Here is a 12,877-nt window from a genome sequence, read left to right on the forward strand (position 1 = left end):
GAACATACCGTCCTGTTAATTTTTTTTACAAAAAAGTTGACTTTTAGGGTGTCTGAGAAGCACCCTCAGATCAAGGAGCTTAAATGAACCCTGTCGAACTCACATCACATGAGGACTCTGTAAGGATGTTCAACGCAAAGGGGACATCCCCTGTGGTGGTGGTGTGCGAGCATGCAAGCGCCTTTATTCCAGCCAAGTTTAGCAACCTCGGCCTAGCTGGTGATGCGTTGCAGAGTCATGCGGCTTGGGACCCCGGCGCGCTTGCCTTGGCCAAAGGGCTGGCGGTGCGTTTGGATGCAAAGCTCGTCACATCTGGCGTGTCTCGCCTTGTCTATGATTGCAATCGCCCACCTTCAGCCGCTGATGCGATGCCGTACCAGAGCGAAGCCATCACTGTTCCAGGAAACCAGCATCTGACAGCGGAGCAACGGCAAGAGCGCGTCGAGAAGTATTATGAACCGTTTCGCGCAGCCCTTGCAGACACGATTGCCGGTACGGCGATGCCTGTCATCGTAACAATCCACAGTTTCACACCAATTTATCACGGCAAGATGAGAGCGGTGGAGATCGGGATCTTGCACGACAGCGATACACGCCTCGCGGATGTGATGTTGGATAACGCACACGACCATACGGATCGGTTGGTTCAGCGCAATGAACCCTACGGACCGACACATGGCGTCACGCACACCCTAAAAGAGCACGCGCTGGTGAACGGGCATTGGAATGTCATGTTGGAAGTGCGCAACGATCTTATTCGAGAGACAGATCAGCAAGAGCAGATGGCAGAGAGCATTGCGAATTGGCTGGCAGATGCGCTCGCCCGCTTGCAGGACGACGGGGTGGCGCAATGTCAGGCATAATGCAGCGCTATATCCGTTCAATCGATGTGATCAATTATCGTCTGGGCCGGATTGTGATGTACGGCATTTTTGTCTTGATGGGCATCTTGCTTTGGTCGTCCATCAGTAAGACGTTCTTTCTGCCGTCACTTTGGACGTTGGAAATGGCGCAATTTGTGATGGTCGCATATTATATCCTAGGTGGGCCCTATTCGATCCAGCTTGGCTCGAACGTGCGTATGGATTTGCTTTATGGCGCGTGGTCGGTTCGCAAAAAGGCATGGTTTGATTTGATCACCGTGCTGTTCTTGATCTTCTACCTCTGCGTTTTGATTTACGGGGCCGTCAGCTCGACCGCCTATTCACTGGGTTATTGGGGCTCTGAAGCGTTTTCATTCTTTGGTGGGCTGGTCACCGGCGCGGAAGAGGTCGGGCGAATGGAACGTTCGTCAACGGCTTGGCGTCCTTACATGTGGCCGATCAAATCAATCATGATCTTGGGAATGACCCTGATGCTGCTGCAATGCGTTTCAGAACTGTTCAAAGATGTTCTGCGGATCAAAGGCGAAAAAATCTGATGTCATACGAATTAATCGCCACTTTGATGTTCTCCTCGATGATGCTGATGCTGCTGACCGGGCAACGTGTTTTTGGGGCAATCGGATTTATTGCTGTTGTCGCAGCCTTGTTGTTGTGGGGCGACAAAGGTGGCTTTGACATTGGGTTTTCAGCGGCGATGAAGCTGATGAAATGGTATCCGCTTTTGACGCTGCCGATGTTTATTTTCATGGGCTATGTGTTGTCGGAAAGCAAAATTGCCGACGATCTTTACAAGATGTTCCACGTTTGGATGGGCGGCCTAAGGGGCGGACTGGCCATTGGTACTATCGGCTTGATGGTCCTGATTTCGGCGATGAACGGGCTAAGCGTTGCAGGGATGGCAATTGGTTCAACCATAGCGCTGCCGGAGCTATTGAAGCGCGGCTACGACAAACGAATGGTCACGGGGGTGATCCAAGCGGGGTCCAGTTTGGGCATCCTTGTTCCGCCCTCTGTTGTCTTGGTTCTCTATGCGATGATTGCGCGTCAACCGGTGGGCCAGCTGTGGTTGGCTGGCGTTATTCCGGGCCTGATGATGGCGAGCCTGTTTGTAATTTACATCGTTGTCCGCTGCCGGATCAATCCGGTGTTGGGACCGGTTTTGGATGAAAGCGAGCGTGATATCCCGCGCGCTGAAAAGTTGCGTTTGCTGCGTGCGGGCCTGCTGCCAGTTACTATTTTCGCAGTCATGATGGTGCCGTTTGTGAACGGATGGACCTCGTTGGTGGAAAGCTCTGCGATCGGTGCGATGGCTGCTTTTGTGGCCGCAGTTCTTAAGGGCCGTATGACCCGAGAAGTGTTCGAGAGTTCCGTACGCAACACGCTAGGCATTACCTGCATGTTCATGTGGATTATTCTTGCGGCACTTGCATTTGGCGCGGTGTTTGATGGTTTGGGCGCGGTTAAGGCAATTGAGGCTGTGTTCACTGAACGCTTGAACCTGTCCCCTTGGATGATCCTGATCTTAATGCAGCTCAGCTTTATTCTGATGGGCACGTTTCTGGATGATACGGCTATGCTGGTTATCGTTGCGCCGCTTTATGTGCCGCTGGTCGGAGAACTTGGCTTTGATCTGATCTGGTATGGCATCCTTTATACGATCACCACACAGATCGCCTATATGACGCCGCCCTTTGGCTATAACCTGTTCCTGATGCGGGCGATGGCGCCGCCCGAAATTTCACTGCGCGACATTTATTCATCCATCACGCCTTTCGTTCTAATTATGGTTCTGGCCTTGATCCTGGTCATGGTCTTCCCCGGCATCGCCACCTGGCTTCCAGATTACGTTTACAACTAACCCTAAAAGAGCCGCACCGAAGTGGCCGAAACATCAACTAAGGAGAGACGACATGACTTCTAGACGTAAGTTTATCCAAGGTGCTGCAATTGCGGCCCCGGCCGCGGCACTGGCAGCTCCTGCAGTTGCCCAGAATACAATCCGTTGGCGCATGCAGACCTATGCGGGTGCCTCACTGGCCGCAGAAGTAATCGTTCCGGCGATCGAAATGTTCAACAAGATCGCGGGCGACCGCATGCAAATCGAATTGTTCTTTGCGGATCAACTGGTCCCAACGGGCGAGTTGTTTCAGGCGATGCAGCGCGGCACAATTGATGCGGTGCAATCGGATGACGACTCGATGGCATCCCCTACAGAAGTGACGGTATTTGGCGGGTATTTCCCGTTTGGTTCGCGCTACTCGCTCGATGTACCTGTGCTGTTCAACCAATATGGTTTGAACGAAATTTGGGATGAAGAATATTCCAAAGTAGGCGTTAAGCATATCTCAGCCGGTGCTTGGGATCCGTGCCACTTTGCGACTAAAGATCCGATCCGGTCGCTTGAAGACCTGAAGGGCAAGCGCATCTTTACCTTCCCAACTGCGGGTCGTTTCTTGTCCCAGTTTGGTGTGGTTCCTGTGAACCTGCCTTGGGAAGACATCGAAGTTGCGGTTCAAACTGGCGAGCTTGATGGCATCGCATGGTCTGGCATTACCGAGGACTACACCGTGGGTTGGGCCGATGTGACCAACTACTTCCTGACCAACAACATTTCGGGTGCTTGGGCGGGGTCGTTCTTTGCCAACATGGACCGTTGGAATGAGCTGCCAGAAGATCTGCAAACGCTGTTCCGCGTCTGCTGTGATCAGTCGCACTATTATCGTCAGTGGTGGTACTGGGGCGGCGAAGCCAACCTGCGCGTCAATGGACCAAAAATGGAGCTGACCTCTATTCCGGATGAGGAATGGGCAACAGTTGAATCCGCTGCCCTAGAGTTCTGGGAAGAGATCGCATCGGAGTCTGAGGTTAAGCGCCGCGTCGTTGAAATCTTCAAGAAATATAATGCGGATATGGTCAAGGCTGGACGTCCTTACCGCTACGGTTAACTTACATTTGGGGGCTGCATTACGTGGCCCCCAATCCTACACACGAATGGACATGCTATGCCCGGCACTTTGAGCTTTGATGATCTGAAAACCAGCGTCGACGACGGTATCATTGATACCGTCCTTGTTTGCATTGTCGACATGCAGGGCCGCCTGATGGGCAAGCGTTTTCACGCGCCAGCCTTTGTCGACAGCGGGCATAAAGAAACCCATTGCTGCACCTATTTGCTGGCCACTGATTTAGAGATGGCAACGCCAGATGGCTATGCCTCGACCAGTTGGGAGCAGGGCTATGGTGACTACACCATGACGCCAGACCTGACGACATTGCGGCTTGTGCCATGGCTTGAGGGCACTGCGATGGTGCTGTGCGATGTAGCTGACCATCACGGTCACCTGATTACGCATTCCCCGCGCGCAATGCTGAAAAAGCAGATCGCACGCCTGACCGAGATGGGCTTTAGCGCCACGATGGCGACGGAACTGGAATTCTTCTTGTTCGAGAAAAGCTTTGACGAGATTGCCAAAGGTGGGTTTCGCGACCTGACCCCGATCAGTGCGTACAACGAAGATTATCACATCCTGCAAACCACCAAAGAAGAGGCGGTGATGCGCCCCTTGCGCAACCACCTCTACGCCATGGGCATCCCTGTTGAGGGAACTAAAGGCGAGGCAGAGGCAGGGCAGGAAGAACTGAACATCAAATACGCAGAGGCCTTGGCCTGTGCCGATCACCATTCAATTTCCAAACACGCGGTCAAAGAAATCGCTTGGCAACAAGGCCACGCAGCGACGTTTCTCCCTAAATGGAGCCATGAGCGTGTCGGCTCCTCGAGCCATGTGCATCAATCGCTTTGGAAAGATGGCAAGCCTGCGTTCTTTGACCCCAAGCGTCCTAATGGCAAATCCGAATTGATGGATCACTACATGGCGGGTCTGATCAAATACGCCGCTGATTACACCTATTTCATGGCGCCCTACGTCAACAGCTACAAACGTTTTGCCAAGGGCTCGTTCGCGCCGACACGGATCATCTGGTCAGTCGATAACCGGACCGCAGCATACCGTCTGTGCGGTGAGGGTAGCAGCGGCATCCGAGTCGAATGCCGCATACCGGGATCAGATATGAATCCCTATCTCGCAGAGGCCGCAATGCTGGCGGCAGGCATCAAGGGAATAGAAGAAAAGCTGCCACTGCAGCCCGCTTTTGCTGGTGATGCTTACGAGGATACATCTTCAGCGCATATCCCTAGAAACCTGCGGGATGCAAAAGAGGCATTGCACGGGTCTGACATGCTGCGCGCAGCGATGGGGGGCGATGTGATTGATCACTACACCCGTGCCGCCGAATGGGAACTCGAAGAATTTGACCGTGTTGTCACCGATTGGGAAATCGCACGCGGTTTTGAAAGGGCTTAATCACTATGACTGTCACCTGTATTTCACCCATCGACGGGTCTGTTTACGCGGTCCGCGAAACCTTGGCGCGCGAAGCTGCTGACGCCGCTGTTGCGCGCGCAAAGACTGCGCAGACAGATTGGGCTGCGCGTCCATTGTCCGAGCGGATTGCACTGGTCCAAGCGGGCGTTGCCGCTGTTGGTGCAATGAACGATGACATCGTGACCGAAATCGCATGGCAAATGGGCCGACCTGTTAGATACGGCGGAGAATTCGGCGGCTTTAATGAGCGCGCGAGCTATATGGCCGACATCGCCGAAGAGGCATTGGCCCCAATCGTGGTTGAAGACAGCGACGCGTTTCGCCGTGTCATCAAACGCGTGCCACATGGTGTCGTGCTGGTCGTGGCCCCGTGGAATTACCCCTATATGACCGCAATCAATACTGTCGCCCCAGCCCTAATCGCGGGCAACGCAGTGATGTTGAAACATGCGTCGCAGACACCTTTGGTAGGCGAGCGGATGGCCGCAGCGTTCCATTCTGCCGGCATCCCAGAGGACGTGTTCCAAAATGTCTTTCTGGATCATGCGACCACATCGGCGCTGATCGCAGAGCGCGCCTTTGGTTTTGTGAACTTCACAGGATCAGTAGGCGGCGGCAAAGCGATGGAGGCGGCCGCATCAGGTACGTTCACAGGCATCGGACTGGAGCTGGGCGGAAAAGATCCGGGCTATGTCATGGAAGACGCAAATCTGGATGCAGCGGTTGATACGCTAATTGATGGTGCGATGTTTAATTCGGGACAGTGTTGTTGTGGGATCGAACGGATTTACGTCCATGAGAGCCTCTTTGACGCCTTCGTAGAAAAAGCTGTGGCAATCGTAAGTGACTACACGCTTGGCAACCCGTTGGACCCTGAAACGACCCTTGGCCCCATGGCGCATGTGCGGTTTGCCGATGAAGTACGCGCGCAAACCGCCAAGGCGATCGCAGATGGAGCAACTGCGCAGATTGACCCTTCGGGTTTTCCGCAGGACAACGGTGCGTATCTGATGCCGCAAATCCTGACAAACGTGACCCATGACATGCGGGTCATGCGCGAAGAAAGTTTCGGGCCTGTGGTTGGGATCATGCCTGTCAAAAACGACGCCGAAGCGGTTGCATTGATGAATGACAGCGATTTTGGCCTTACCGCATCGCTGTGGACACAAGACACGGCGCGCGCAGAAGCCATTGCCGACCAGATCGAAACTGGCACCGTGTTCATGAACCGCGCCGACTATCTTGATCCGGCCCTGTGTTGGACCGGCTGCAAAGACACCGGACGCGGCGGCGGTCTGTCGGTCATCGGTTATCACAACCTTACACGCCCCAAATCCTACCACCTGAAGAAAGCCTGAAACCATGTCCATAACAGCCAACTGGTCCTATCCGACCTCGATCCGTTTCGGCGCTGGTCGCATTTCTGAAATCGCAGATGCTTGCGCCGCTGCTGGCATCACGAAGCCATTGTTGATCACGGACCGCGGTCTTGCCAGTATGGACATAACGACCAAGACGCTGGACCTACTTGAGGCGGCGGGCCTTGGCCGTGCGATGTTTTCCGACGTCGATCCAAACCCCAACGAGAAGAACGCAGAAGCAGGCGTGAATGCCTATAATGCTGGCGGCCACGACGGTGTTGTCGCCTTTGGCGGCGGCTCTGGTCTTGATCTTGGCAAATTGGTTGCGTTTTTGGCGGGCCAAACCCGCCCCCTTTGGGACTTTGAGGATGTCGGTGATTGGTGGACCCGTGCAGATGCGGATGCCATTGCACCGATTGTTGCAGTGCCAACAACAGCTGGGACCGGGTCTGAAGTGGGTCGTGCCTCGGTCATTACAAATTCTGAAACCGAGCAGAAAAAGATCATTTTCCATCCCAAGTTCCTACCCGCTGTGGTGATTTGTGATCCTGAATTGACGGTTGGAATGCCTGGCTTCATCACGGCTGGCACGGGCCTTGATGCTTTTGCGCATTGCGTCGAGGCGTTCTGTTCACCTCACTATCACCCGATGTCGCAGGGCATGTCGCTTGAGGGTATGCGGTTGGTCAAAGAATACTTGCCGCGCGCATTTGCGGACGGCACGGATATCGAAGCGCGCGCGCATATGATGTCTGCGGCCATCATGGGCGCGACCGGGTTTCAAAAGGGGCTTGGGGCGATCCACGCGCTGTCCCATCCGATTGGCGCAATTTATCACACACATCACGGCACAACGAACGCAGTCTGCATGCCTGCCGTTTTGCAATTCAACAAGCCCGCCATCAAACATCTGATCGCGGATGCGGCTAACTACCTAGGTATTGCGGGTGGGTTTGACGGGTTTTGCGCCTATGTTGATGACCTGAACGCATCGCTTGGTATCCATAAGACCCTAACGGAGCTTGGCATCGCAGACCCTGACATTGGCCGCATCGTTGCGGGCGCGCTTAATGATCCAAGCACAGGCGGCAATCCAATTGAGATGACGAAAGAGAACACCACCGAGCTTTTGCTTGCGATCGTCTAAGGTCCGGCCCTTGGGGCGTTGCGCTCAGCGGCGTCGTTTGGACAGCTTTGGCCCATCGGCGGTGATTTCGTACATCGAAAGCGTGTGATCTGCGTTGCGCATCCGATGGCGGAGCATCTGCCGCGTGAGCCGCATCATGTCTTGGGCATACTCAGGCTTGTCGGCCACGTTTACGGTGTCACCGTCGCCCTGTCGGTCAAACAGAAGGGGCGGCAGGTCGGCGGCGAATTCTACAAGATTGAAACGCTCATCGCGCAGGATGCAAAAACATGATGTGCTTGCCGTCGTGCCAAGCGCCTGCTGTCTCGCCGTCGGCGCACCGCTGTTGCCGAAATCCAGTTCTGAAAAACTATAGCTGCGCCAATCGTCTGGCGTTGCCCCGTTCAGGATCGGCAGCAGGGATCGGCCATCCATGGAATTCGGAATATCCACCCCGATCCAGTCAAGAATCGTCGGGGTCACGTCAATGGATTCCGTAAAATCGCCGATACGCGTGCCCGCGTTTGTCAGCCCCGGCATGCGGATCATCAGGGGCGTTTGGAAAGCCGCGTCATAGACGCTCAGTTTACCCCAGCCGAAATTGTCCCCCAACAGCTCACCGTGATCTGCGGTGATGACGACCAAGGTGGTGTCGTATTGATCCGTGTCTTTCAGAAACTGAATAACCCGCCCGATGTGATGATCCACCTCTGTTGCGAGGCCAAGATAGACAGACCGCAGCGCTTGAATATTCTCATCCGTCGGGGCGACGTAATCAAAGCCCAGAACCGTGCCCGCGATCGCAAGCGATGGATCGACGGCATCCAAGAACGGATGCTTGACCATTTCATCTGCCAGACTTTCATCACGTGTGGGCAATGGTAACTTTGCTGGGTCATACATGTCGTTGTAGGGCGCGGGGGCGACCAGTGGTGGGTGCGGTCTGATGTAGGTCAGGTGGGCGAACCAGTCTTGGTCTGCATAGCCGCGCATGTTGTCGAGAAAGCTATCGGTCAGGAATGCGGTGTCGCTATCTTGCGCTGCATATAGGGCCGGATCATTGAGCTTTGGCGCGCCGCCATTTGCTGCGACCGGTTTGTAGACATCCCAATAGCTCTCAAACTCATAGCCCTTCTTCTTAAGGTGTGATCGCCAAGGAAACGATGTTTCCAGACGCATCTCTGTCACCTCATGAAAGCCGGGCATCGGGTATTCATAGGATTTCACTGCGGGGTCGTTTTTGTCAAAAACACGGGGGTCTTGGCTCGTGTCCGTGTAGCCAAACAACATCGGCACGTAGCCTGCCTTGCGCATCTCGGTTGCGATGCTGGGTGTATCATGGCGAAGGGGCGTGCCATTTCGAACGGATCTGTGGTTCATCCCGTATTGGGCGGTCAACATGGACGCCCGCGACGGGCCACAGGGGTTCGCCACGGAAAAATTGCGCTCGAATGCGACGCCTTCGGCCATGAAGGCCCGCATGTTGGGCATATCCACATGCTCAGCGAGGCCGCCAATCAGACAGTCCGCGCGAAGCTGGTCAATCGTGATGAACAAAATATTGCGTTGCTGGGCCATGCGACACCTTCTGAGATTTGATAGTCCAGTCGATTTCATAGCACCTTTGAGCGCCATGACCCGCCTTATTTTTCCTTTTTTCTAGGCAAAAACGGGGGGAGTCTGAAAATCCCCTACCCGACAAAAATTGGCCTCGCAAACTCATTTCACACAAAATCACAAATAACCCCTCATTTCTGTTTGCATTTGACCGCTTATGTGCTTTCGTGAACCTGTTAATGCTATATTCCATGTCCTCTCTTGCGTCATAGGAGGGAAAAAAAGTGTCATGTGAGTGTAGTATTCAAGATGTAAGACGGATTCGCGGCGCTTCGGCTTTGCACAGAATCCGGTCAGGGGATTTTGACAACCTAGTTTGGGACATGTTGTGCCATCTAAAAGCTTCCCTTTGACACACAAAGAAACTGACAGGAGGTCACATGAAAAAGTTAATTTTAACCGGCGTCATGAGCGCGGTCTTACCAACCCTTGCGCTTGCCGATTGCCCCGCCATTACGGCTGAAGACATGCAAGGCATTGGTGCCGGTGCGTATCCGAACCAATTTGAGCTTGTTGCGCTTCAAGATGCGGCGTCCTGCGAAATGGGCTTTTCCGAGAACCCATCGATCGCGGCGTTGAACAGCGAGATCCGCGGCAACGCCGATTTGCCGCCTGTTGCTGATCGCCTTCCTGATGAGCCTTTGGTGATTGTCCCGTTCGCGTCGATCGGCGAATACGGTGGCACGTTTAACGCGCTTTCGAACGCAACAGAGTCCGGCACATCGGATTTCTTGTCGGTTCGCCATACGACATTGTTCCGCTATTCAACGGACCTGGAAACAATCGTCCCCAATGTCGCCAAAGACTGGGCCTGGAACGATGATTTCACCCAACTTACCGTGACGCTGCGCCGTGGCCACAAATGGTCTGATGGTGCTGACTTTACATCCGCCGACGTCGTATTCTGGTATGACAACTTGATGATGGATTCCAATGTCATCGAGAACGCCAAAGACTATGCGCTTGCCGGTGGTGAGCCGATGACGGTAACGGCACCGGATGCACAGACCGTTGTGTTTGATCTTGCCGCGCCAAAGCCCGGTTTGATTGAAACCTTTACGTCCAGCTTTATCCAGCCATTCCAGCCGGTTCATTTCCTTGGCCAGTATCACCCTGAAATCAACCCGGATGCCGACGCACTTGCGCAGGCCGCTGGTTTTGAAAATGGCTATGAAGTCGTCAAGGCCTATTTCGGTAGCTCTGACTGGACAGATACGCCGACGATGATGTTCATTCGTCCAAACGAAGTTGGCAATCTGCCAGCTGACACCATGCCGACGTTGGAAAGCCACATCATTGTTGCCGAAAACACCGAAGGCCGTCATCTGGTCGCAAACCCGTATTTCCACCAAGTGGACACAGCGGGTAACCAGTTGCCATATATCAACGAGCAAGACGAGCGTTATGTGCCAGACACAGAAGTTCGCACGCTGACGTTGATCAATGGTGGCGTAACCTACAAATCCCAGTCTGTCACACTGGACATGCTGCCAGTGCTGTTGGACAGCGCAGAAAGCGGTAATTACTCGGTCGACGTAAACCCGGGCATTTCCTTCCCGGTGCTGGCGTTTAACGTAACATCAGAAGACCTCGCCAAGCGTGAGATCTTTGGCGATCTGCGTTTCCGCACCGCCATGTCTGTTGCGATGAACCGTGATGAAATCAACGAAGTTGTGTTCTTTGATCTCGGGACACCGACCCAATACACAACGTTCTCACCATATCCTGAGTTTGCGGATCCAGCCTGGGAAAGCCATGAGATTGCATATGACGTAGATCGTGCAAATGCGCTTTTGGATGAGATGGGTCTGGTCGATGCTGACGGTGACGGCAAACGCGATTTGCCAAATGGCGATCCGTTCGTGCTCAACATTCAGTTCTCGACGCAGGAACTTTCTGCGCAGCTGATCGAAATCGCGGGCCAGAACTGGGCAGACGTTGGTGTTGCTTCGGTGATCAAAGAAGTGACGCCGGACGAGTACCGTTCAGCACAATCTGCAAACCAGCTTGATCTGATGTCTTGGTCACAAGGTGCGCCTTTGGGTGTTGCGATGGGGTCAAACGAACTGCACGTCCCACCATTCTCGACCTACTTTAACGCGCGTAACGGCATGTTGTGGGCCGAGTGGATCGACAGTGACGGTGCAAACGGTGTTGAGCCACCCGCATATGTCATGGGCATGATTGATGATGTGAATGCGATGCAGGTCTCTGCACCGGGGTCTGATGAACAGGCAGCGGCGGCCAATGGCCTGATCGAAGCCATCACATCCAATCTGTTGTTCATTGGCACGGTGAAATCATCCTCACCGACCTACTATTCCAATGACCTGCAGAACGTCATCCAGTTCAAGACCACGAGCTATGACTTCTACCGGGCCTACCCGTACAACCCGACACAGTGGTGGTTGTCCGAGTAATCTAACATCTTCACAGGCGGACCATGGTCCGCCTGTGAATTTCTACCAATTAAGAACGACGATTGAAGGGTCAAGGCATGCTGCAATTTGGACGATTTGCGTTGATGCGCGCAGCAATGGCATTTGTCACGCTGTTAATCGTTTCATTCGTCGTCTTCTCACTGATGGAACTGGTTCCAGGTGATTGTGCCGAGCGGTATCTCTCTTACAAACAGACGCAGGGGATCGCGATCTCGACTGCGGATATTGAAAGCGAACGAGTTCGCCTCGGGCTAGACCGCCCATTCACTACCCGCTGGAGCACCTGGGTCATGGGCGCCTTCCAGGGCGATTTTGGCGACAGCTGTATTCTTCGCGTTAATATCGCGGACCTTCTGGGCACGAAATTCTGGATCTCCCTGGCGATTGCCATTTCTTCGCTTTTCCTTGCCTACTCTATTGCGATTCCGGTTGGCATTATTGCCGCGTCTTCCCGCAATGCGCTGTTGAACAACAGCCTTCGGATTGTCAGCTACTTGGGTCTGGCGATGCCAAATTTCTTGCTGGCGCTTATGATCATGTTGGTCGCAACCGTCTATTTCGGCGAAACCCTGACGGGGCTGTTTTCGCCAGAATATCGGGATGCAGACTGGTCATGGGCCAAGTTCGTTGATCTTCTCAAACACGCATGGCTGCCCATTTTGATCCTTGGCTGGTCGGCGACGGCATTTGCCTTGCAGACGGTGCGGGCGCTGATGTCCGATGAAATCGGCAAGCTTTACGTCACAGCCGCCAAAGCGCGTGGGTTGTACGGGCGCAAGTTGTTGTGGCGCTATCCAGCGCGGCATGCGTTGGCGCCGATCGTGAATTCACTGGGCTTTGATTTGAACCGAGTGTTCAATGAGCTGCCAATCGTCGCGCTTATCCTGACGTTGTCCGAGGCAGGATCGCTTTTGATTGATGCATTGGCAAAATCCAATGACCAGCAGCTTGCGGGCGCGATCATCTTCTTGCTGACGGCCTCCATCGTCACGCTGAACTTTCTGACGGACATTCTTCTTGCCATCATGGATCCACGGATCCGCAAGAGCATCGTGAGGTAGCT

At 54.0% G+C, this 12,877-nt stretch carries 10 protein-coding genes; 9 read left to right on the forward strand and 1 reads right to left on the reverse strand.

Annotated elements, in window-relative coordinates; all coding sequences use genetic code 11:
• Positions 1 to 83: 83 nt before the first annotated feature.
• Genes TR2A62_RS14005 through TR2A62_RS14035 form a run of 7 tightly spaced genes read left to right on the forward strand, consistent with a single transcriptional unit; the run spans position 84 to position 7,777 of the window.
• Entirely contained in the window at positions 84 to 863 is a 780-nt protein-coding gene (locus TR2A62_RS14005; protein WP_040820795.1) for an N-formylglutamate amidohydrolase, read from the forward strand.
• Entirely contained in the window at positions 851 to 1,420 is a 570-nt protein-coding gene (locus tag TR2A62_RS14010) for a TRAP transporter small permease subunit (protein WP_040820798.1), read from the forward strand. The genes TR2A62_RS14005 and TR2A62_RS14010 overlap by 13 nt, the downstream gene beginning before the upstream one ends.
• The gene (locus tag TR2A62_RS14015) at positions 1,420 to 2,742 is read left to right on the forward strand and encodes a TRAP transporter large permease subunit (RefSeq protein ID WP_009157774.1); all 1,323 of its coding nucleotides are present in this window, start codon (positions 1,420 to 1,422) and stop codon (positions 2,740 to 2,742) included. The genes TR2A62_RS14010 and TR2A62_RS14015 overlap by 1 nt, the downstream gene beginning before the upstream one ends.
• Positions 2,743 to 2,794: 52 nt before the next feature.
• Positions 2,795 to 3,829 carry a TRAP transporter substrate-binding protein gene (locus TR2A62_RS14020; RefSeq protein ID WP_009158979.1) on the forward strand — a complete coding sequence of 345 codons (1,035 nt, stop codon included), beginning with the start codon at positions 2,795 to 2,797 and terminating at the stop codon, positions 3,827 to 3,829.
• 57 nt (positions 3,830 to 3,886) lie between these two features.
• A complete protein-coding gene (locus TR2A62_RS14025; RefSeq protein WP_009160749.1) occupies positions 3,887 to 5,248 on the forward strand; it encodes a glutamine synthetase family protein in 1,362 nt (453 codons plus the stop codon).
• 5 nt (positions 5,249 to 5,253) lie between these two features.
• On the forward strand, positions 5,254 to 6,627 hold the full coding sequence (locus tag TR2A62_RS14030; protein WP_009157403.1) for an aldehyde dehydrogenase family protein: 1,374 nt from the start codon (positions 5,254 to 5,256) through the stop codon (positions 6,625 to 6,627).
• 4 nt (positions 6,628 to 6,631) lie between these two features.
• Positions 6,632 to 7,777, forward strand: a complete 1,146-nt coding sequence (locus TR2A62_RS14035) for an iron-containing alcohol dehydrogenase (protein ID WP_009158296.1) — start codon at positions 6,632 to 6,634, stop codon at positions 7,775 to 7,777.
• Between the two features lie 24 nt (positions 7,778 to 7,801).
• On the opposite strand, the gene TR2A62_RS14040 is transcribed toward TR2A62_RS14035, so the two are convergent.
• The gene (locus tag TR2A62_RS14040) at positions 7,802 to 9,334 is read right to left on the reverse strand and encodes a sulfatase-like hydrolase/transferase (protein ID WP_040820800.1); all 1,533 of its coding nucleotides are present in this window, start codon (positions 9,332 to 9,334) and stop codon (positions 7,802 to 7,804) included.
• Between the two features lie 419 nt (positions 9,335 to 9,753).
• On the opposite strand from TR2A62_RS14040, the gene TR2A62_RS14045 reads away from it, so the two are divergent.
• Both TR2A62_RS14045 and TR2A62_RS14050 read left to right on the forward strand, forming a co-directional pair.
• Positions 9,754 to 11,793: an ABC transporter substrate-binding protein gene (locus tag TR2A62_RS14045; protein WP_009160647.1), complete on the forward strand. Its 2,040-nt coding sequence runs from the start codon at positions 9,754 to 9,756 to the stop codon at positions 11,791 to 11,793.
• A gap of 77 nt (positions 11,794 to 11,870) precedes the next feature.
• The gene (locus tag TR2A62_RS14050; protein ID WP_009159893.1) at positions 11,871 to 12,875 is read left to right on the forward strand and encodes an ABC transporter permease; all 1,005 of its coding nucleotides are present in this window, start codon (positions 11,871 to 11,873) and stop codon (positions 12,873 to 12,875) included.
• The last annotated feature ends 2 nt before the right edge of the window (positions 12,876 to 12,877 follow it).

The sequence above is a fragment of the Thalassobium sp. R2A62 genome, assembly GCF_000161835.1.
In the GTDB taxonomy this organism is placed as follows: Bacteria; Pseudomonadota; Alphaproteobacteria; order Rhodobacterales; family Rhodobacteraceae; genus Thalassobium.